At 71.0% G+C, this 21,826-nt stretch carries 17 protein-coding genes; 13 read left to right on the forward strand and 4 right to left on the reverse strand.

What is annotated here, in order from left to right:
* Window positions 1-57: 57 nt before the first annotated feature.
* Window positions 58-528, reverse strand: coding sequence for an Lrp/AsnC family transcriptional regulator (locus tag ABIC61_RS04845; RefSeq protein WP_144754012.1), 471 nt, complete (start codon window positions 526-528; stop codon window positions 58-60).
* Between the two features lie 146 nt (window positions 529-674).
* Between ABIC61_RS04845 and ABIC61_RS04850 the strand changes: the two genes are divergently transcribed.
* From ABIC61_RS04850 to ABIC61_RS04870, 5 genes are read left to right on the forward strand one after another with little or no spacing between them, the layout of a single operon-like run.
* Entirely contained in the window at window positions 675-2,129 is a 1,455-nt protein-coding gene (locus tag ABIC61_RS04850) for an aminobutyraldehyde dehydrogenase (protein WP_354028997.1), read from the forward strand.
* A 24-nt stretch (window positions 2,130-2,153) separates the two neighbouring features.
* Window positions 2,154-3,341: an ABC transporter ATP-binding protein gene (locus tag ABIC61_RS04855; RefSeq protein ID WP_354028998.1), complete on the forward strand. Its 1,188-nt coding sequence runs from the start codon at window positions 2,154-2,156 to the stop codon at window positions 3,339-3,341.
* On the forward strand, window positions 3,338-4,543 hold the full coding sequence (locus tag ABIC61_RS04860) for an ABC transporter substrate-binding protein (protein WP_354028999.1): 1,206 nt from the start codon (window positions 3,338-3,340) through the stop codon (window positions 4,541-4,543). The genes ABIC61_RS04855 and ABIC61_RS04860 overlap by 4 nt, the downstream gene beginning before the upstream one ends.
* Window positions 4,540-5,451, forward strand: coding sequence for an ABC transporter permease (locus ABIC61_RS04865; protein ID WP_099051920.1), 912 nt, complete (start codon window positions 4,540-4,542; stop codon window positions 5,449-5,451). Before ABIC61_RS04860 ends, ABIC61_RS04865 begins: the two co-directional genes overlap by 4 nt.
* Window positions 5,448-6,326: an ABC transporter permease gene (locus ABIC61_RS04870; protein ID WP_354029000.1), complete on the forward strand. Its 879-nt coding sequence runs from the start codon at window positions 5,448-5,450 to the stop codon at window positions 6,324-6,326. Before ABIC61_RS04865 ends, ABIC61_RS04870 begins: the two co-directional genes overlap by 4 nt.
* Before the next feature lie 181 nt (window positions 6,327-6,507).
* Here the strand turns inward: ABIC61_RS04870 and ABIC61_RS04875 are convergent, their stop codons facing one another.
* Window positions 6,508-8,061, reverse strand: coding sequence for a GMC family oxidoreductase (locus tag ABIC61_RS04875; protein WP_354029001.1), 1,554 nt, complete (start codon window positions 8,059-8,061; stop codon window positions 6,508-6,510).
* On the reverse strand, window positions 8,058-9,407 hold the full coding sequence (locus tag ABIC61_RS04880) for an alpha/beta hydrolase (protein WP_354029002.1): 1,350 nt from the start codon (window positions 9,405-9,407) through the stop codon (window positions 8,058-8,060). Before ABIC61_RS04880 ends, ABIC61_RS04875 begins: the two co-directional genes overlap by 4 nt.
* Window positions 9,408-9,527: 120 nt before the next feature.
* Between ABIC61_RS04880 and ABIC61_RS04885 the strand changes: the two genes are divergently transcribed.
* From ABIC61_RS04885 to ABIC61_RS04910, 6 genes are all read left to right on the forward strand, one after another.
* Entirely contained in the window at window positions 9,528-12,101 is a 2,574-nt protein-coding gene (locus ABIC61_RS04885; protein WP_354029003.1) for a glutamate--cysteine ligase, read from the forward strand.
* Complete coding sequence (locus ABIC61_RS04890; RefSeq protein ID WP_354029004.1) at window positions 12,101-13,912, forward strand: N-acetylglutaminylglutamine amidotransferase; 1,812 nt, start codon at window positions 12,101-12,103, stop codon at window positions 13,910-13,912. The genes ABIC61_RS04885 and ABIC61_RS04890 overlap by 1 nt, the downstream gene beginning before the upstream one ends.
* Window positions 13,909-15,837: a S9 family peptidase gene (locus tag ABIC61_RS04895; RefSeq protein ID WP_354029005.1), complete on the forward strand. Its 1,929-nt coding sequence runs from the start codon at window positions 13,909-13,911 to the stop codon at window positions 15,835-15,837. Before ABIC61_RS04890 ends, ABIC61_RS04895 begins: the two co-directional genes overlap by 4 nt.
* Window positions 15,838-16,033: 196 nt before the next feature.
* The gene (locus tag ABIC61_RS04900; RefSeq protein ID WP_354029006.1) at window positions 16,034-16,957 is read left to right on the forward strand and encodes a GNAT family N-acetyltransferase; all 924 of its coding nucleotides are present in this window, start codon (window positions 16,034-16,036) and stop codon (window positions 16,955-16,957) included.
* 219 nt (window positions 16,958-17,176) lie between these two features.
* Window positions 17,177-18,142, forward strand: coding sequence for an RHS repeat-associated core domain-containing protein (locus ABIC61_RS04905; protein WP_354029007.1), 966 nt, complete (start codon window positions 17,177-17,179; stop codon window positions 18,140-18,142).
* 11 nt (window positions 18,143-18,153) lie between these two features.
* Window positions 18,154-18,600: a hypothetical protein gene (locus ABIC61_RS04910; protein WP_354029008.1), complete on the forward strand. Its 447-nt coding sequence runs from the start codon at window positions 18,154-18,156 to the stop codon at window positions 18,598-18,600.
* A gap of 207 nt (window positions 18,601-18,807) precedes the next feature.
* Here the strand turns inward: ABIC61_RS04910 and ABIC61_RS04915 are convergent, their stop codons facing one another.
* The gene (locus tag ABIC61_RS04915) at window positions 18,808-19,905 is read right to left on the reverse strand and encodes an NAD(P)/FAD-dependent oxidoreductase (protein WP_354029009.1); all 1,098 of its coding nucleotides are present in this window, start codon (window positions 19,903-19,905) and stop codon (window positions 18,808-18,810) included.
* Between the two features lie 147 nt (window positions 19,906-20,052).
* Between ABIC61_RS04915 and ABIC61_RS04920 the strand changes: the two genes are divergently transcribed.
* Both ABIC61_RS04920 and ABIC61_RS04925 read left to right on the forward strand, forming a co-directional pair.
* Window positions 20,053-21,027: a matrixin family metalloprotease gene (locus ABIC61_RS04920; RefSeq protein WP_144754048.1), complete on the forward strand. Its 975-nt coding sequence runs from the start codon at window positions 20,053-20,055 to the stop codon at window positions 21,025-21,027.
* Between the two features lie 25 nt (window positions 21,028-21,052).
* Entirely contained in the window at window positions 21,053-21,769 is a 717-nt protein-coding gene (locus ABIC61_RS04925; protein WP_354029010.1) for a GntR family transcriptional regulator, read from the forward strand.
* Window positions 21,770-21,826: the final 57 nt, after the last annotated feature.

The following is a 21,826-nucleotide window of genomic DNA, read 5'->3' on the forward strand; positions in this document are numbered from 1 at the left end:
CGAACGGGTCGTAGGAGCCGAGGCGGGTGGGCTGTTCGGTCTTCTGGTCGGACATGGTCATCGCGTTCCCCAGTCGTAGAGCTGTTTGCGGAGTTGCAGGTAGACGAAGGTCTCGGTGGCGGTCACGCCCGGGATGGCCCGGATCGTGCCGTTGAGCAGTTCGATGAGGCCGTCGTCGTCCTCGCAGACGACCTCCACCATGAGGTCGAAGCTGCCGGCGGTCATCACGAGGTAGTCGACCGCCGGGAGCTGCTCGAGCGCGTCGGCCACCTTCCGGGTGTCACCGTTCACACGGATGCCGATCATCGCCTGCCGGTGGAAGCCGAGCTGCATGGGGTCGGTGACCGCGACGATCTGCATGACGCCGGTCTCGGTGAGCTTCTGGACGCGCTGCCGGACCGCCGCCTCGCTGAGACCGACCGCCTTGCCGATCTCGCCGTACGGACGGCGGCCGTCGGCCTGGAGCTGCTCGATGATGCGCTTGGAGATGTCGTCGATCGGACCCGGACGTCGTGGTGCTGCCGCCATGCCGCACAGCATTGCAGTGACCTTCGCGAGAACGCAAGGGATTTCGTTGTGAACACCGTGTTTCGCGACGATTTCCGTTGTTACGGTTCTCCACAACCTGCGGATTCTTCTTCCGCACCACCGGATTCCGTGCCAGTATCGCCGCCATGCTGGACACGACGAAGACAGCGACGGAGACGCACGAGGTGCGCAACTTCGTCGGGGGCACGTCCGTCGAGTCGCGTGCCGACAGCACGTTCGACCTGGTGGACCCGACCGACGAGCACGTCTACGGCACTTCACCCGTGTCGACCCCGGCCGACGTGGACGCCGCGTTCACTGCCGCGAGCAGCGCGTTCGAGACCTGGCGCCGCACCACCCCGGGGGAGCGTCAGCTCGCGCTGTTCCGGATCGCCGACGCGGTGGAGCAGCGTGCGGAGGAGTTCGCCGACCTCGAGTCGCTCGACACCGGGAAGCCCCGCGCCACCCTGGTGGAGGACGAGATCCTGCTGTCCGTCGACCAGATCCGCTTCTTCGCCGGAGCCGCCCGGAACCTCGAGGGGCGCAGCGCAGGCGAGTACATGACCGACCACACGTCGTTCGTCCGCCGCGAGCCGATCGGTGTCGTCGCCCAGGTCACCCCGTGGAACTACCCGCTCAACATGGCGGTGTGGAAGTTCGCCCCGGCGCTCGCCGCGGGGAACACCACGGTCCTCAAGCCGAGCGACACCACACCCCTGTCGACCCTGCTCCTCGCCGAGGTCGCCGCCGAGTTCCTGCCGCCCGGCGTCCTCAACGTCGTCGTGGGGGACCGCACCACCGGCGCCGCCATGATCGACCACCCGACGCCGCAGCTCGTGTCCATCACCGGGTCCGTCCGCGCCGGGACGGAGGTCGCCCGCGCCGCCGCCGGCGACCTGAAGCGCACGCACCTCGAGCTCGGCGGCAAGGCCCCGGTGATCGTGTTCGACGACGCAGACATCCCGTCCGCGGTCGCGGGCATCGTCGCCGCCGGGTTCTTCAACGCCGGGCAGGACTGCACCGCCGCCACCCGGCTGCTCGTGCAGGACGGCATCCACGACGAGTTCGTGGCAGCGCTCGCCGAGGAAGCCCGGGCGAACGCGCAGACCGGCGCCGGTACGGCAACCCCGTTCTTCGGCCCGGTGAACAACGCGAACCAGCTCGCCCAGGTCCGGTCCTTCGTCGACACGCTCCCGGACCACGCCACGATCGAGCTCGGGGGCGAGCGGCAGGGCGACGTCGGCTACTTCCACCAGGCCACGATCGTGTCCGGCCTGCGCCAGGACGACCGCATCGTGCAGCAGGAGGTCTTCGGGCCCGTGCAGACCGTGCAGCGCTTCACGACCGAGGACGAAGCACTGCGCGCCGCGAACGACGTCGAGTACGGGCTCGCGAGCTCGGTGTGGACGACCGACCACTCCCGGGCGATGCGCTTCGCCCGTGACCTCGACTTCGGCTGCGTGTGGATCAACACGCACATCCCGATCGTCGCCGAGATGCCGCACGGCGGCTTCAAGCACAGCGGCTACGGCAAGGACCTGTCCCAGTACGGCTTCGACGACTACACCCGCATCAAGCACGTCATGTCCTACATCGGCTGAGGCCGACCACCCCCTGGAGGCACCATGGCAATGACCGGCACCTTCGCCGAATCGGGAGCCGATCTCCGGCTCTACCAGATCACCAAGTCCTTCCCCGGGCACACCGCGGTGGACGCGCTGGACCTGACCGTGCCGGCCGGGTCGTTCTTCGCCCTGCTCGGTCCCTCCGGGTGCGGCAAGACCACCACCCTGCGGCTCGTCGCCGGCCTCGAGGAACCCACGAGCGGCACGATCACGATCGGCGGCCGCGACGTCACCGACACCAAGCCGTACCAGCGGCCGGTCAACACGGTGTTCCAGAACTACGCGCTCTTCCCGCACATGAGCGTGCTCGACAACGTCGCCTTCGGGCTGAAGCGACGCCGGATCCCGGACCCGATGACGAAGGCGCGCGAGGCCCTGCACCTCGTCGAGCTCGACGACTCCGCGGGCAAGCGTCCCGCCCAGCTCTCCGGCGGCATGCAGCAGCGCGTCGCCCTCGCCCGGGCGATCGTGAACCGGCCGGCGCTGCTCCTGCTCGACGAACCGCTCGGTGCGCTCGACCTGAAGCTCCGGCACCAGATGCAGCTCGAGCTGAAGACCATCCAGGCCGAGGTCGGGCTCACGTTCCTGCACGTCACCCACGACCAGGAAGAGGCGATGACGATGGCCGACACGGTCGCCGTCATGAACGGCGGTCGGATCGAGCAGATGGGCAGCCCCCAGGACCTGTACGAGCTGCCCCGCACCGCGTTCGTCGCGAACTTCCTCGGCCAGTCGAACCTGCTCGAGGGCGAGGTCCGCGGCACCGAGGGCGGCCTGCTCGTGGTCGCGACGGGGGCCGGCACGCTCGCCGTCCCGGCAGCGCGGGCGGTCGCGACCTCCGGCCGCGTCGTCGTCGGCGTCCGACCCGAGAAGCTCAAGATCCGCACCGCCGAGCCGGCACAGGAGGCCGGCCGCAACATCCTCGGACCGGGTCGGGTCGTGGACGTCTCGTTCTCCGGCGTCAGCACCCAGTACCTCGTCGACGTGCCCGGCGCGGGTCGCGTCTCCGTCTTCGCGCAGAACTCGAAGGGCGGGCCGCGGATCGCGACCGGCACCGAGGTCTGGCTCACGTGGGGCGTCGACCACGGTTTCGGCCTGGAGGCGCACCCCGCGTCCGACGCGAGCCTCACCGCCGGAGCCGACCCGCGCCTCCAGTCCGCACCCGCCACGGCAGGAGCCGTCGCGTGAGTCGGCCCGACCTGGTGCGCGGACTGACGTCCGCCCGGGTGAGCCGACGGGGGTTCCTGGCCGGCGGCGGCGCGGCCGCCGTCGCAGCGCTCCTCGCCGGGTGCAGCATCAAGGGTTCCGCGGCGTCGATGGGACCCGCCGTCGACTGGACGGCCTTCTGGAAGGACGCGAAGCCGACCAAGGAGCTCAACTTCGCGAACTGGCCGCTGTACATCGACTCCGACCACGGCAAGTCCGAGTCACTCGCGCTGTTCAAGCAGGAGACCGGCATCGCGGTCGACTACCAGGCGGTCATCCAGGACAACGCGACCTTCTACGCGACCGTCTCGCCGATCCTCCGGGCGCAGGGCGCCACCGGTTACGACCTCGTCGTGATGACGAACGGGTACGAGCTCACCGAGATGATCGGCAACGGGTTCGTGTGCGAGCTCGACCACTCGCGGCTGCCGAACTTCGCCGCGAACGCGTCCGACTCGGTGAAGGACCCGATCTACGACCCGGGCAACAAGCACTCGGTCGTGTGGCAGACCGGGTTCACGGGGCTCGCGTACAACCCGAAGTACACGGGCCGGAAGATCACGTCCTTCAAGGACCTGCTCGATCCCGCCTTCCAGGGCCGCATCGGGCTGATGAGCGATAACACCGAGCTCGGTTCCCTGGCGTTGCTCGCGCTCGGCATCGCACCCGAGCAGTCGACCCCGGCTGACTGGCGGAAGGCCCAGGACTGGCTGCGGAAGCTGCGACCGAACGTCACCGGGTTCTACGACCAGAGCTACATCAACCGGCTCGAGAACGGTGACACCTGGATCACCCAGGCCTGGTCCGGCGACGTGTTCCAGGCGCAGCAGTCCGGGTTCCCGCACCTGGAGTTCGTCACGCCGGAGGAGGGGCAGATGACCTGGCACGACAACATGCTCATCCCGCGGCAGGCTTCGAACCCGGTGTCCGCTCTCGAGTGGATGAACTTCTACTACACGCCGAAGGCCGCCGGCATCGTCGAGGACTACGTCAACTACGTCTGCCCGGTGCCCGGCGCCGAGGACTACGTGCGGAACGAACTCGACGACCCGACCGTGGCGGACAGTCCGCTGGTGTTCCCCTCGGAAGAAGTCCTCGCGAAGTCGCACGAGTTCCGGGTGTTCAAGAACTACGACGAGTACTCGGAGTGGAACGGCATCTTCAACGCGGTGGTGCAGTCGTGACGGCCCTGTCGGTGGGCGCGCCGCCCTCCGTGCCGGTCCGGCGGGGCCGACGTCGGAGCACACCGTTCCTGCTCGCCCTGGTCGGGACCGCGTACCTCTGCGTGTTCTTCGTCATCCCGCTCGTGTCGGGGCTCATCGTCTCGCTCATGTCGGGCAACCCGGACGACGGCTACACGTTCACGTGGAACTTCGGCATCTACTCGTCACTGTTCGTCGACCCGCAGGTGCCGTACCTCACCTTCCTGCTCCGATCGCTCTGGTACGGCTTCGCTGCGACACTGGTGACCATCATCGTCGGTTACCCGGTCGCGTACTTCATCGCGTTCCGGGTGTCACCGCGGTGGAAGAACCCGCTGCTCATGCTCGTGTTCGTCAGCTTCCTGGTGTCGTTCATCATCCGGACCGACATGTGGGCCTTCGTCCTCGCGTCGCAGGGGCCCGTCGTCACCTTCCTGCAGGGGATCGGGATCGCCGGCAAGGACTTCCACATCCTCGGCACCGGCGGCGCGGTCATCTTCGGCGACGCGTACAACGACCTGGCGTTCATGGTGCTGCCGATCTACGCGGCGCTCGAGCGCATCGATCCCCGACTCGGTGAGGCCGCGAACGACCTGTACGCCGGGAAGTTCCGCGCGTTCTGGCACACCACCCTCCCGCTGTCCCGCTCCGGCATCTTCGCCGGGGTGCTGCTGGTGTTCATCGACTGCGTGGGGGACCCCGTGAACTCGGCGCTGCTCGGCGGCACGAACACGTACACGATCGGCCAGGCGATCCAGGACGCCTACTCCGGCAACCAGCAGTACAACGTCGCCGCCGCGCTCTCGACCGTGCTCATGGTCGTGCTCGGCATCATCCTGTTCATCTACGCCCGTGTGTCCGGCACCGACGACCTCGAGGACCTCGTATGACCGCCGTCGCACCAACCCGCTCGTCCAGCGCCCCGACGTCGCCCGTCACCGGAGTGACCGGTCGGCTGCCCGGCCGGCACGGCGTGAACCGGCGCGGGCCGTGGCTCGCCATCGTGTACTGGGTGGTCATCGCCATCACCCTGGTGCCGATCGTCTACATGATCGTGTACTCGTTCAACGACGCCCCGACGAACCGGTTGTCGTTCGCCTGGAACGGCTTCACGACGTACTGGTACGCGAACCTCGTGAACGTCTCCGGACTCGGCCAGGCGTTCGTCACCTCGGTCGCCATCGCCTTCCTGGCGGCACTGATCTCCGTCGCGATCGGGCTGCCGCTGGCCCTGGCCCTCGAGCGCTACCGGTTCTTCGGGCGTGGTGCCGTCAACGCGGTCGTCTTCGCGGACATCGCGGCACCGTCGATCGTCGTCGGGTCCGCGTCGCTGTCGTTCTTCCTGTCGATCGGCCTCGGCACCGGGTTCCTCACCGTGCTGCTGACGCACGTCGCGTTCGACGTCGCCTACGTGGTGGTGGTGCTCCGGGCGCGGATCGCTGGGACCTCCCGGGCGTTGGAGGAGGCCGCGGGCGACCTCGGCGCGACGCCGTTCCAGGCGTTCCGGCTCGTCACCCTGCCACTGCTCGCACCGGGCATGCTCGCTGCGGGACTCCTGGCGCTGGCGATGTCGATCGACGACTACGTGATCACGTCGTTCGTCGCCGGGCCCTCCGTCACGTTCCCGCTGTTCGTGTACGGCGCCGCGAAGGCCGGGATGCCGCCGCAGGTGCTGTGCTTCGGGACGCTGGTGTTCGCGGTGGGGCTGCTCGTCGCGCTGCTGAACGGGGCGCTCAACCGGCGCTTGACCCGGACACGCGGCTGACGCCCGGAGCTCGATCACACTGGACCCGGGCGTTGAGTCTCGGGGACGTCTTGTCCGTCCTCGGCTTTCCACTCGGAGAGCCAAGCGAAGCCCATCACCGTTGGCGCGGTGGTGGGCTTCACCCTTGCCCGGGAGCACCACCCGGCGGTGGGATCCTCCCGCGATCAGCCTACGTGATACTTCACCGTCCAGTGCGGAGCAGCCGGTCGGCGGTGCGGAGCGACAGCGCCATGATCGTCAGCGCCGGGTTCGCGATGAGGGAGCTCGGGAAGACCGAGTTGTCGACGATCCACATGTTCGGCACGTCCCACGACCGACCGGCGTCGTCCACGACCGAGTTCCCCGCGTCCGTCCCCATCCGGGCGGTGCCGACGGTGTGCGCCGTCCGGTCGAGGACACGGACGTCCTTGCCGCCGGCGGCTTCGACGATCGCCGTCATGGTGCGGACCGCGTGGCGGGTGATCGCCTCCTCGTTCGAGCCCGGGGAGAACGTCACACGGGCCTTCGGCACCCCGTTGGCGTCCACCTCGTCGGCGAGGACCAGGCGGTTGTCGTCGTACGGCAGGCACTCGGCGTTGATGCCGACGCCGGCCATCCGCGGGTAGTCCTGCAGCGCGCGGACGAGTTCGGCGCCCCGGAGCCCGCCACCCCGCACGAGCGTCGTCGCGAGGGTCAGGGGCTGCACGCCGAGGCTCTGGATGAGGTAGCCGCCCGCGAAGTCCGCGTCCGCCGGTCGGACGAAGTCCTCGGTGATGATCGACGACGGGTACCCGCGGTACGACCGCATCGACTCGTCGAAGGTCGCCCAGACCTGGGTGGCGCCGTGCGCCGTGAAGTTCCGGCCGACCTGCCCGCTGCTGTTCGCGAGCCCGGTGTGCAGCAGGAGTCGGGGCGTCTCGATCCCGCCGGCGGCGAGCACGAGCGCCCGGCAGCGCTGCCGGTGGTCGCGACCACCCTGGCGGTACACGACCGCTTCGACCTCGCCGCGCGCGTCGAGTTCGATTCCGTGCACGAACGCCTCGGCGCGGATCTCGGCACCGAACGCCACCGCGGTCGGCAGGTACGTGGTGTCCATCGACACCTTCGCGCCGTTCCGGCAACCCTGGTGGCAGGAACCGCACGCGACACAGGCCTGCCGGAGGCCGTGGTGCTCCTGGTGCCGGTCCTCGGTGGTGAGGCCGACGGGGGCGTCGGTCGCGGTGATGCCCACGGCTGCGGCGCCACGGATCATCATGTCGGACGAGGCGTTCCGGGCCGGCGGTCCCATCCGGTAGCGACGGGCGGGGTCCCACGGGTAGTGCGCGGGACCGGCGACGCCGACGTCGTGCTCGACCTGCTCGATCCAGCCGGTGAGCTCGGCGTGGTCGATCGGCCAGTCCTCGCCCTGCCCGGAATCGGTGCGGAGCCGGATGTCGTGCGCGTTCGGCCGCGGGGTGAACGCTCCCCAGTGCAGGGTGGAGCCGCCGACACCGGTGCCGCTGTTGTTCGGCCCGAAAGCGGTCGGTGCGCTCCCGCCGCTGATCCGCTCGTCCATCCAGTTGATGTCGCCTGGAGCCTCGACCTCGTCGGGGGTGTGGTCGTCCGGCTCGGTGTTCGGACCGGCCTCGAGCGCGACGACGCTCAGACCCTTGCGTGCGAGGCTGGCGAGGAGTGGCGCACCGCCGGCTCCGGTGCCGACGACGACCACGTCGACGACCTCGTCTTCGCTGTGTTGGCGCTGGTGGTCGAGTCTCATCGTGCGGCTCCCGTCGGTTCCCATGCTTCGCGTTCGTCCGCTCGGAGCAGCAGGAAGCCCTGCTTGCGGAGCCCGTCACCGCCGTTGGCGAACCCGTCGTAGTCGACCGCGGCCATCGTCGCGGGGTGCGCCATCCACTGCTTCGCCAGGTCGACGGCGGCGTCCTCGGCCCAGGCCTGCAGCTGACCAGAGTCCAGGCGGCCCGACGCCGGCGTGTACTCGCCCGCGTCGATCGACGCGAGGACGTCGGCGAGGTGGTCGTCGCCCTGGGTCGCATCCGCCTGGAGTGCGTCGAGCCCTGCTCGGTAGGCGTCCACGTCGGCGGGCAGTCCGTCCGGTCGCCAGCCGTCGCCGAGCCCGTCGGCGAGCTGGTCGTCGACGCGCAGCGCGAGGTCGATCGGCCGGTCGCCGGGCTGCGGCACGACGACGCGCGCCAGGGCCCGGAGGGTGTCGAGCTGCCCGCGGGTGAGGGCACGGGGCTCGCGGTCGGGGGCGTCGGGCAGCGAGCGGACGGCGAGGATCCCCCGGGTGCGGGCGCTCACCCGCGGGGAGGCGATCACCCGGGCGGTGTCCGCGGGGACGACAGGGCCGTGGTCGACCCGTCGGCGCCAGAAGTCGCGGATGCGGTCGGCGACCTCGTCCGGCTGCTCCCACGGCAGCAGGTGCGCCGCCCCGGAGACGATGTCGAACTCCCCGGCACCCCAGTGCGGCAGGTTCACGGAGCGCTGGGCGTCTGGTCCGAGGTCGCCGTCCTCGGCGCCGGCGAGCACGAGCGCGGGCACGGGGTTGGCGGGGAACACGGTCGACCAGTCCTCACGGCTGCCGCGGACGAGCCAGTCGGTCCAGGCCTGCGGCACGGCGCGCTGTACGTCATGGACGGCGGTGGCGTGCGGTTCGGGTGCCAGGCGGGACGCGGTGTTCGCGTCGACGAAGGCCTCGGCCTCGTCCGGTCCGATCTCGCCGTCGGCCGCCCACGCGAGCATGGTGGCGCGGCGCTCCTCGTCCATCGGCTCGGGCGACAACGGCGAGGCGGCGAGCAGCACCACGGCCCGGAGCCCGAACAGGCCGTTCGTCCCGTCGACGGTGCGGGACGCCACCACGGACGCGACCTTGCCGCCCATCGAGTGCCCGAGGAGCGCCCACTCGGTGACGCCGCTGCGACCGATCGCCCGCTCGACGAGGACGACCATCTCCTCGACGGTCGTGCCGGTGGCGGCGGTGCTCGTCCCGAAGCCGGGCAGGTCGATCCCGACGAGGTCGAGCGTGCCGGCGAGGCGGGTGCGGAGGCCCACGAACTCCTCGGAACTCGAGCCGAGGGCGTGCAGGCAGAACACGGTGGTGGGCATCCTTCGTTCCTACGTGCCGGCGTACCGACGCTCACAGCACCGCTGTACCCCGTGTTTCGAACATGCGAAGATCGGCGGCGGTCCGGGCGGAACCGATGGTGGCGACGGTAGGTTCCAGCCATGAGTGCAGAGCTGACGCTCGGCGCCGAGGAAGAACTGCACCTCATCGACCTCGAGTCCGGCCGACTTTCCGCGAAGGCCCCGCGCCTTCTGCCCAAGCTGCCCGCCGATCGCTTCGGCGCGGAACTCCAGCGGACCACCATCGAGACGAACACCCCCGTGGTGCGGACCCTCGACGACCTCAGACGGGTGATCGTCGACCTCCGCCAGGAGCTCAGCGCCGCGATCGCCCCCGCGGGTGTCACGATCGCGGCGGCCGGCACCGCACCGCGCTCCGAGTACGCCGACTTCGAGCTGACGAGCGGCGGACGCTACGGTCGCATGCAGGAGCAGTACCGGATGCTCGTCGACGAACAGCTCATCTGCGGCCTGCAGGTGCACGTCGGGGTCAGCGACCGCGACCTGGCGGTGCAGATCGCCCAGCGGGTGGCCCCCGTGCTGCCGGTGCTGCTGGCGCTCAGTGCGTCGAGTCCGTTCTGGAACGGGCAGGACACCGGCTACTCGTCGTTCCGCAGCATCATCTGGCAGCGCTGGCCGTCCGCCGGCAGCTTCGGGCGGGTGTCCGACGCCGCCGAGTACGACAAGGTGCTCGACGACCTCATCGCGTCCGGGGTCATCGCGGACAAGAAGATGGCGTACTTCGACGTCCGACCCTCGTCGCACGCGCCGACGCTCGAGCTCCGGGTCTGCGACGCGACGCCGATCGTCGACGACGCCGTCCTGATCGCCGGGCTGTTCCGGGCGGCCGTCCGGAAGGCCGAGAAGGCGGTCGAGTCCGGGGCCGAGTGGCACCCCCGCAGCGAGCCCCTGCACCGGGCCGCGATGTGGCAGGCGGCGCGTGGTGGCCTGACCGGCGAACTGCTCGGGCTCGGCCAGCACCCGGAGCGGCTCCCCGCCGAGACCGCCGTCCGGCAGCTCGTCTCCCGCCTGCGCCCGGAGCTCGAGGAGCTCGGCGACTGGGGCACGGTGGCCGAGCTCGCCGAGGACACCCTCGCCCGCGGCAACTCCACCGACCGGCAGCGGACCGCGTACGCCGAGCGCGGCGAGCTCGACGACGTCGTGGCGTCGGTCGTCGAGGACACCGCCGGCACCCCCTCCGGCCGCACCGAGCACCCGACCGTGACCCTGCCGTCGTACCGCGTCCGCGCCGGCGACGAGGCGGTCGGTCCCGGTGCCCGACCGCGCCCGGCCTTCCGGGACCTCGCCCTGTTCTTCCGCGACTGGGACGCCGAGACCACGATCGACCGGTGCGCCGCCCGCGACGCCTGGACCCGCGAGCACGAGGTCGGGTTCGTGGTCGACGGCGGCGTCCAGGCCTTCGGGTGCGACCTCGTCCCGCGGACGATCAGCGCCTACGAGTGGAGTCAGCTCGCCGCCGGCCTCTCACAGCGGGCCCGTGCCGTCGAGCTGTTCCTCCGCGACGCGTACGGCGAGCAGCGGATCGTCGCGGACGGTGCGATGGACGCGCACCAGTTCGTCGGTGCGAACGGCTGGGACCCGGACGCGTCACGCCTCCCCGCATCGGCCGTCCGTGCGCCGGTGATGGGCTTCGACCTGGTCCGGAACGAGTTCGGCGGGTGGCGTGTCCTCGAGGACAACGTCCGGTCGCCCTCCGGCGTCGCGTACGGCATGGCCCTCCGCGAGCTGATGGACGACGTGGTGCCGGACGCCCCGCGTCCCGCGAACCTGCGCGACCCGGCGAGCGTCACCGGGCGCCTCCGCGACACCCTGCGGACCAACGCGACCGCCGTCACCGGCAACCCGGACCCGGTGATCGCGCTGATCAGCGACGGCCCCGCCGCCGGCGCGTGGTTCGAGCACCGCAGGCTGGCTGACGGAGCCGGGCTGCGCCTCCTGGCCGACACCGACCTGGACGTCCGTGACGGCCACGTCGTCGTCGCGGCGACCGGTGAGGTCCTGGACGGGCTGTACCTCCGGATCGACCGGGACGCGAGCGCCCTGACCACCGAGCGCATGCCGGACCTGGGCGCCCGGATCATCGACGCGGCCGAGGCCGGACGGGTGCACCTGGCCAACGCCCCCGGCAACGCGCTCGTCGACGACAAGGCGATGTACGTCAACGTGCCCGACCTCATCTGGTACTACCTCGAAGAGAAGCCCCTGCTCGACTCGGTGCCCACCTACCGCACGAGCATCGAGGGCGAACGGCTCTCCGTGCTCGACCGCGTCGGCGAACTCGTCACGAAGCCGGTCGACGGCGAGGGCGGCAGGGACGTCCTCATCGGACCGAGCGCGAGCGCCCCCGAGGTCGCCGAGCGACGTCGCGCGATCGCTGCCGACCCCGCGGGCTGGGTCGGCCAGGAGGTCGTGCAGCTCTCCTCGCACCCGACGATCGGGCCGGCGGGGCTCGATCCCCGGCACGTCGACCTCCGCGCCTTCGTGTACGTCACGGGGACCGGCCCGGACGACACCCACCTCGCCGACGTCGCGCTCACCCGCGTCGCACCCGAGGGCAGCATGGTCGTGAACTCGTCGCGGGGCGGCGGCGCCAAGGACACGTGGATCCTCGGCGCTCCCGCGACCGGGTCCGGCACCACCGAGGGAGACAGCTGATGTGTGGACTCGCGGGCGAGATCCGGTTCGACGGGACGTCCCCGGACGTCGGCGCGGTGGCCCGGATGACCGGGTGTCTGCGGCACCGCGGTCCGGACGGCGACGGACTGTGGGCACGCGGGCCGGTGGCGCTCGGGCACCGCCGGCTGTCGATCGTCGACCTGTCCACGGCCGGAGCGCAGCCGATGGTGGTCCCGCGGCTCGGGCTGACGATCGCCTACAACGGCATGGTCTACAACTACCGGCAGCTCCGCGACGAGCTGCACGGCAAGGGGCACACGTTCGACTCGACCTCGGACACCGAGGTGATCGTCGCCGCGTACGCCGAGTGGGGCACCGCGTTCGTCGACCACCTGATCGGCATGTTCGCGATCGCGATCTGGGAGCACGCGAGCGGTCGGCTCGTGCTCGCCCGTGACCGGCTCGGCATCAAGCCGCTCTACGTCGCCGAGGTCCCGGGCGGGATGCGCTTCGCGAGCTCCCTGCCGGCGATCCTGGCGGGGAACGCGGGTGCCGGCGACGGCGGTGGGCACAGCGTCGACACGTCCATCGACCCGGTCGCCTTCGCGTCGTACATGACCTTCCACTCCATCGTCCCGGCACCCCGGACGATCCTGTCCGGCGTCGGCAAGCTGCCACCCGCCACCGTCCGGGTGGTCGAGCCGTCCGGTGCGTTCCGCGACACCACGTACTGGGAGCCCCGCTTCGAGCGCGACCCGGCCAAGGCCGACTGGAGCGACCAGGACTGGCAGGAGGGCTTCACCGAGAAGCTCCGCACCGCCGTCGAGCGTCGCATGGTCGCCGACGTGCCGGTCGGCGTGCTGCTGTCCGGCGGCATCGACTCGTCCCTCGTGGTGGCGCTGCTCGCCGAGGCCGGGCAGCAGGACCTCGCGACGTTCAGCATCGGCTTCGAGTCGGCGGGCGGGGAGTCCGGCGACGAGTTCGAGTACTCCGACGAGGTCGCACGGCACTTCGGCACCGACCACCACCGCATCCGCATCCCCTCGTCGCGCCTGCTCGACGGGATCGACGGGGCGATCCAGGCGATGAGCGAGCCGATGGTCAGCCACGACTGCGTCGCGTTCTACCTGCTGTCCCAGGAGGTCTCGCAGCACGTCAAGGTCGTGCAGTCCGGCCAGGGCGCGGACGAGGTGCTCGGCGGGTACAGCTGGTACCCGCCGCTCGCGTCCGTCCCACGGGACCAGGCCGCCGAGGCCTACCGCTCGGTGTTCATGGACCGGCGCTGGCCGGCGCTCCAGCCGCTGCTCGGGGAGCGCTGGCGGAGCGACGACGACACCCCGTCGGCGTTCGTGGACGCCTCGTTCGCGGTCCCGGGAGCGGAGACCAGCGTCGACGCCGCGCTCCGCAGCGACACGATGACGATGCTCGTCGACGACCCGGTGAAGCGCGTCGACAACATGACGATGGCGTGGGGGCTCGAGGCGCGCGTGCCGTTCCTCGACCACGAGTTCGTCGAGTTCGCGAGCGCGATCCCGCCGTCGCTCAAGCTGGCGGACGGCGGCAAGGGTGTCATGAAGCGTGCGGCGCGCGGCATCGTGCCCGACGCCGTCATCGACCGGACGAAGGGGTACTTCCCGGTGCCGGCGATCCGCCAGCTCGAAGGCCCCTACCTGGAGCGCGTCCGGCAGGCGCTGCACGCCCCGGAGGCGCGCGAACGCGGGCTCTTCGACCCGGGTACGGTCGAGCGGATGCTCCAGGACCCGAACAGCACACGGACCGAGATCGGCGCCAACGCGCTCTGGCAGCTCGGCCTGATCGAGATGTGGCTGCAGCACCAGGGGGTGCGGTGAGCGGGTCGACGGTGCGGACTGGAGGCGCGGATCGCGTCGGGTCGTCGGCCCGCGTCGAGCAGGCGGTCGGCCTGGGCGAGCGCCTCGTCGCGGCCTGGGGATCGTGGGGACCCACCATGACGCGCAACGCGCGCCGGGTGGCGTTCGTCAGCGACCGGCACGGCAGCCCCGAGGTCTTCGTGCAGGACGTCGTCGTCGACGGCGCTCCGTCCGAGCCGGTCCGGATCCGACTGTCCGACGACCCGGTGATCCGGGTGACGTGGTCCTCCGACGGGGAGTGGCTCGCCGTGGCGATCGCGACCGACGGCGGCGTGAAGCAGCAGGTCTGGGTGGTCCGGCCGGACGGCACCGACGCCGCGCAGATCGCCGGCTCGCGGTACCAGCACGCCGAACTCGGACCGTGGAGCCGCAGCGGGCACCGGGTCGTCATCACCCTGCCCTCCACCGAACCCGAGCAGCCCGCACGCTCGTACCTCGTCGACCCGGTCTCCGGCGACCGCGACGACCTCGCCGTCGGGGAGCTCATCCACATCCTCGACCTCTCCGTCGAGGAACGACTCGTCGTGCTCCGGGACGGGCAACGCGGCCACGAGTTCGTCGTCGTGGTCGACCGGCTGACCGACGAGAGCCAGGCGCTGCTGACCGATCCGCCGGACGGCTCGGCGGAGGTCGCGTTCCTCCGTCCATCGCCCGCGAGCGAGACCAGCCCGCTCGTCGCCTACGTCGCGACCGAGGCCGGACTGCCCCGCCGCGGACTCGTCGCGCAGCCGGTCGGACCGCACGGGTGGCGCGGACAGGCCCGCCGGATCATCGAGCGCGCCGACGCGGAGCTCGAGTACCTCGACGCCGACGACGCCGGTCGGACGCTCCTGCTCGTCTGGAACGTCGACGGCCGGAGCGAACTCGACCTCATCAACACCCACGACGCCTCGCGCACCCCGGTGCCGGACCTGCCCGGGTACGTCGTCACCGACCCGGTCCTCAGCCGCGACGGGCGGAGCGTCATCCTCGCCGTCGAGGGCCCCACCCGGCCGCGCGAACTCTGGCGACTCGACACGAACGCGCTCACGTGGAGCCGGGTCACCGACGTGCCGGAGCTCCCCGACGTGCCGCTGGTGGAGCCGACCCTCGAGCGGTTCGCCGCGCGTGACGGACTGGAGCTCACCGGCTGGCTGTACCGGGCCGTGGAGCCGACCGTGTCGTCGACCGGCGGCGACCCCGATGCCGGTGCCGCGCCTCCAGGCCGCGCAGCGATGCTGCACCTGCACGGCGGACCGGAGTCGCAGGAGCGACCCACCTTCTCGCCGCAGCACCAGGCGCTCGCCGCCGCGGGCGTCACGGTCTTCGCACCGAACATCCGCGGCTCCAGCGGGTACGGGCGGGACTTCGTGCACGCGGACGACCTCGCGCTGCGCTGGAACGCGCTCGCCGACGTCGTGGACTGCGCACGGTTCCTGGTGTCGAACGGGTACGCGGACCGTTCCCGGGTCGCCGTCGAGGGCCGGTCGTACGGGGGGTACGCCACCCTCGCGTCGCTGGCGTTCACCCCGGACGTCTTCGCCGCCGGCGTCGCGGTGTGCGGGATGAGCGACTTCGCGACGTTCTACCGGGACACCGAACCGTGGATCGCATCGGCAGCCGCCACGAAGTACGGGCACCCCGTGGACGACGCCGCACTGCTCGACTCGCTCTCGCCGATGCGGGCGATCGACGACGTCACCGCGCCGCTGCTCGTCGTGCACGGTGAACTCGACACGAACGTGCCGATCGGTGAGGCGCACCAGGTCGTCGCGGCGCTGCGGGGACGGTCGCACGACGTGGAGTACTTCGAGCTCGCGGGCGAGGGGCACGAGTACCGGCGAGCGTCCTCGCGCGCGGAGCTCGTGCGGCGCATGGTGACGTTCCTGGCGGCGCGCCTGCGGTAGCGGGCGGTGCCGCGTGCCGCCTGCCGCGTGCCGCGTGCCGCAGTGTGCGAGGTCCCGCGCAGTGTGCGGGGTGAAGTGGCTCCCACACTGCTGTGAGCCTCGCACGGTGTTGGAGCGCACGTCGCACTGTGCGAGGTGCGGGCGCCGCCGTCACGTGGTGCAACGATGCGCCGTCGGACGCTCGCGGAGTCGCAGGATGGACGCCCCGACGACCGACGCCCCGACGACCGACCTGACCCGACCCGGAGAGGTCCTGCTGACCACCGCGGCGGACGTCGGCGACGTCGTGGACGGGGCGCGCAACCGCTACGCCGCGGCCGTCGTCGCCGACACCACCGGGTGGGCGGACGGGGACCGTCGCCGGCTGGAGGACCTCGGGTTCCGCGGGGGTGACGCACGCGGTGAGGCCGTCCGGGCCCTCGACCTCACCATCGCGGACGACGGCACCCCGACCCGGCTGCTCGACAACCCCGCGCTGGCCTCGCTCAACGGCGCGCACGCCCGGTTCGCCGAACGCCGCGGGGAGATCGCGCGGTACCTGCCCGACGTGTCGGTGTGGACCGGGATCCCGGAACGACCCACCGCCGAGGACTGGGAGGACGTCCGGACGCTGCTCGGCTCCGGTGCGGTCTTCGGTGTCGGTGCGTCGGCCGTGGTCCCCGAGGGGTGGCCCGCGGTCGAGAGCGCCGGCGGCGTGCAGCTCACCGGCGAGGACATCGAGGGCGCTCCGGACTCCGAGACCGTCGAACTCACGCCCGACGACGTCCCAGAGATCCTCGAGCTCATCGCCCGCACCAAGCCCGGACCGTTCCTGCCGCGCACGATCGAGCTCGGGCGCTACGTCGGCGTCCGGCGCGAGGGCCGCCTGATCGCCATGGCCGGGGAGCGCCTGCACCCGCCGGGGTGGACCGAGATCAGCGCCGTGTGCACGGACGCCGAGTTCCGCGGGCAGGGGCTCGGTCGGCGCCTGGTGCTCGACGTCGCCTACGGCATCCGGCAGCGCGGTGAGATGCCGCTCATGCACGCGGCCGCCGGGAACACCGGGGCGATCGGGCTGTACCAGCACCTCGGGTTCCGGCTGCGGGACCGTGGGGCGCCGCGGTTTTTGCAGGTGCCCTGATGCCGAGCGGGATCAGTACGTGTACGAGCCCTCGGTTGCGTAGAGCCGGAGCTGGGTCATCGTCGCGACGCCCTGCGTGATCGTCGGCATGGCAATGCTCCCGTTCCAGGTGTCCGACGGTCCTCCGCTCGAGACCGCACTGCCGACCCGGAGGCCGCCGGTGCTCGGCTTCTCGTCCGTCCCCAGTGCGTGGTATGCCGTCCCATCGAACGCCGCATCGTGGTTGATGACGATCCTGATCTGCTGGTTGTCGGCGGCGCACGGGCCTACGATGCGTCCCTCGGGCGGTTCCTCTCCGTCGACGCAGTGCTCAACCCCGACCAGCCTCAGCAGAACAACGGGTACAGCTACAGCGGGAACAACCCGATCTCGAACCCGGACGTCAGCGGCATGTGTCCGAAATGGCTCTGCGCCCTGATCAAGGCCGTCAATAAGGTCGTCAAGGCGATCGTCGGGTCGGCCGTCGCTGCGGCGGTCGCTTCGACCCGGCCGTCAACACGACCCGCCACGAGTCGCGCGAGCTCCTACACGGGCTGGACCCCGCATCGCGCCACGGCAGCGTCGTCACACGCGCCGAGCTGCACGTGGGGAGGAACCTGTGGCATCGGCATCGCACCACCGCCGCCGAAGAAGTCGACGGCGAGCACGCCGGAGAAGTGGGTGCTCTTCGAAGGAGCGGTGGCCCTCGGCGTGCTCCTGTTTGCTTGCGTCGTCGCCACAGAAGGAATCTGTGCTGCGGCTGTCCCCGAGGTCGTCGCCGGCGAATCGGCGGCGTTGACGGCTGACGCAGCAGCTTCCGCCACCGTCGAGACGGGAGCGGCAGGCGCCGGTGAGGCGGCCGCAACGGACGGCGTGGCCGCCTCCACGCGCGGATGGAAGCTTGGAGACGACGTGAACGCAGTCACGAAGGCCGGAAACAAGCCCTCTTGGAGCACCGTCAGGCAGCGCACGTGGAAGAATGAGGCAGCCAATCCCGAGTACGAGGGGTATGCACGCACCCCGGACAACCTGGCTCGGATGAAGGCGGGCAAGGCGCCGCAACGCTTCAACTTCCAGAAGGGCGACATGGAGTCCATGGAGCTGAGTCATGAACCGGTCCCGCAGCGCGACGGCGGCACCGAGTTCGTTCCGCGGTGGCCTCAGGAGCATGCACAGGTCGACCCGTTCCGATACGTGAACTACTAAAGGGGATTCGTATGACTCTTCTCATGCAGGAGCGATTCCAGCAAGCGGCGGCACCGTCCTTGGAGATGGACGGCCGCACGGTGTGGGCGATCTACGATTTGCCCGTTCCGGCGGACCGTGGTCGGGTCCAGTTCGAATCCGTTGCTGGCGAGCGTGCTCAGGGAGTCGCCCTTGCGTCGTCGGGGTCTCCGCTCGAGGTGAACGGTGCAACCGCGAACGACATTCGATTATGGAGCGATACTGCACCCGAGTTGATCGAATTCGGAGTGAGCGACCGGTCTCGATTGCAGCGCCTTCGTGTGTGGAACGTCTGGCGAACTCGACACGGAGCCGAGGACGCGTGGACGGGTAACTTCGGGATGTGGGTGGAGCAGAGCGGAACGAGTTTCCGTTTCCACTGCAGCGACGGAATTGGTGACGTCGATTTCGGCGATCTTGTCTTCCGGATCGAGTTCTGACCGCACCGGACGTAGCAGACCGGGGTCATCCCTGCCGGCATGAAGGCCTGAAGTGGCGGACCCCAGTTCACAGTCGAAAGCTGCCCACCGGCCTCGGAAGATCAACGGCATCGCGAACGATCTCCGGTCGTGGCGCGGTCCGAACATGGAACCTGGACGAGTGGACGGACAACTTCGGGATGTTGATCGAGCGGAGTGGCGCGGGCGTCACCGTGCCTGGGGCAGGGCGTCGAGCTCCGGGGCCGGTTCACCGAGGACGCGGCGGGCGAGGGCATCGCCGAGCAACGGGCCCATCGTGAGTCCCGCTGCGCCGTAGCCGGTGGCGACGAAGAGGCCGTCGTGCCCCGGGACCGCCCCGACGATCGGCATCGTGTCGTCGGCAAGCGGACGGAGGCCGACACGGGTCTCCAGGATCGTCGCGTCGGCGAGCCCCGGCGCGATGGACAGTGCGTCCCGCAGCACCTGGAGCTGCCCGGCCGCCGTCACCCGGGGATCGAAGCCACTGCCGGTCTCGCGGGTCGCACCCACGGCGACGCGCGACCCGTCGAACGCGACGAGGTAGTGGTGCGACAGCGGGTGCACGGACGGCCAGTGCGTGGTGTCCACCCCGGGCAGGGTCAGGTGCGTGATCTGTCCGCGCTGCGGCGCCACCGGGACCCGCACGCCGAGGGCCCCGAGCAGGTCGTTCGTCCAGGCACCGCCGGCGAGGACGACCGCGTCGGGGTCCTCCGTCCGGTCGCCGAACCGCACGCGTCCGTCGTCGAGGAGCGCCGCGTGTGCCGTGACCGTCGTCCCGCCGTGTCGCCGACCGGCCTCGACGAGCGCATCGCGGACAGTCCGCCCGTCGACCCGACCGCCGCCCTCGATCCACAGGGCGTCGAGTCCGGTCGCGAGCGGCGGGAACAGTCCTCGAGCGCGGTCACCACCGATGCGCTCGACCCGGCCGACCACGTCAGGGTCCGCCGCCCGGCGCCGTCCCACCCGCTCCTCGGCCGCGTCGACCGCCGCGGGGTCCGCGTTCACCACGAGGGCACCGCTCCGCCGGTGACCGGTCTGCGTGACGCCGACCTCCGCCAGACGTGCCAGGACCTCCGGCCAGAACGCGGCGCCGCGGACGTACAGGTCCGCGAACGGGCCGTCGATCGCGGACGACCAGGGCTGCAGGATCCCGGCGCTCGCCGCGGTCGCCTGCCCGACCGCACCGTCGTCGACGAGCGTGACGTCGGTGCCGCGGCGGGCGAGGGCGAAGAAGGTGGCGGCGCCGGCGATGCCCGAACCGATGACGACGACGGAGCGTGATCCCATGCACCGATCCTGCCGGACAGCACATCCGACCCGCGTTCGCACAGGCCACTTCGGGGGGTTGACCCTGCCGACGGCCGCTCCGCACACTGACTGCGTCGGGCAAGGGACTGCCCGGGCACAGGGGACCAGGAGGGTCGGATCGTGCGCATGTCTTCCGTGACCGCAGGGGCGGTCGCACTCGGGATCGCGGTGACCGCGGTCGTCGTCACGTCGGTGGGCGGAGCGTCGGCCGACGCGGTGCCGACCTGCCGCGGCGACCGGATCACCGTCGCGGAGCTCGCCGGCGGCTGCACGGTGTCCTCGGGCACCGTGGTGCTCCCGGACGGTCGTCGGTTCGTGGTGCCCCGCGCGGGCACGACGGTCTCCGCGTTGCCGGTGGCGTCGACCGGAGCCGGTGACCCGGGCGACGTCTCCGTCACGAACGCCGGACGCGCCGGACTCGCGGTGCGGATCGACCACGCGTGGTCCGGCTCGCCCGCGGCCATCCGACTGCAACAAGCCGCGGCCCGTCCCGTGGCGTCGCCGCACGCCGCGACCTCCGCGGTCGCCGTGAAGGCCGCGTCGAGCTGCGGCAACAAGACGTACACCAAGCTCGGGTTCCGGTGGACCGCACCGGTCTCCTGGAGCTACAACACGTCCGGCCAGAAGGCGGCCGTCGCGCCGGTGATCCGCGCCGGTGCCGACGCGTGGACCGGAGCGATCTCGGCGTGCGGGAAGTCCGTCACGTCGGCGGCGGCCGAGCGGCTCGTCGGCAACACCACCGAGCCGATCGCGGTCAGCGCGACCGGCGGCTGCGGAGCGTCGAGCGGGACGAGCGTCATCGGGTGGGGGCCCCTCAAGACCGGGACGCTCGCGGTGACCTGTGTCTGGTCGCGGTCCGGGGTGGCCATCGAGGTCGACCAGCGGTACTCGACCACGGCCGCCTGGTCGGCGAGTTCGACGTGCGCCGGCGCCCGGTACGACCTCCGGGGAGTGGCCACGCACGAGTGGGGGCACGCCTTCGGACTCGGACACACCGCGCAGAACAGCGGTCTGGTCATGAAGCCGGCGTCGACGACCTGCGAGGTCGGCCAGCGCACGCTCGGGCTCGGTGACCTGATGGGCATCGACGCCCTGTACTGATTCCTCGATTCTCTAGGATCGAGGCATGTCCAGCACGATGCCCGGCTTCGGGAGCGAACGCATCACGCAGCTCGGCCTGCGGGACCGCGTCTACGACCGGGTGCTCGAGGTGCTGATGGGCCACGACGTCGAACCGGGCATGCGCCTGTCGATCGACGGCCTCGCCCGGACCCTGGGCGTCTCGCCCACCCCGGTGCGCGAGGCACTGGTGCAACTGGAGCGCACCGGACTCGTCACGCGCGAGGCGAACAAGGGGTACCGGGTGTCCCCGCCCCTCGCGGGGGACCAGCTCGAGGCGCTCTTCGACGCGCGGCTCATCGTGGAGAGCGGCGCCGTGGACCTCGCTGCCCGCGGTGACGTGGACGCGCTGCGGGCCCGGCTGGCACACGCGCTCGAGGAGCAGGCGGCCGTCGCCGAGGAGATCGCCGCGGTCGGGGCAGCAGACGCGTCCGAGGAGCTGATGGCCCGGTTCTTCCGGAGCGACTGGCAGTTCCACCAGCTCGTCTTCGACGCGACGCGGAACCCGTTCCTCGAGGAGATGTCCGAGATCATCACGACCCGGGTGCACCGCATGCGGCAGATCGTCGAGGGCGGCGGCGACGACACCGACCGTGCCGTGCACGAGCACCGGGCGGTCCTCGACGCGCTCGCCGTGGGGCCGGCCGAGGCGGTGGCGGCGATGCGGCACCACATCGACGCCGTCCGGCTGCGGTCCCGCGCCGACGCCTCGCACGCCGGGTAGCGCGCACGGGGTTGCGTTTCGTCTCCGCACGAGTATCTTTCCTATAGGAAAGAGGTT

The organism is Curtobacterium sp. 1544 (assembly GCF_040544915.1).
In the GTDB taxonomy this organism is placed as follows: Bacteria; Actinomycetota; Actinomycetes; order Actinomycetales; family Microbacteriaceae; genus Curtobacterium; species Curtobacterium pusillum_C.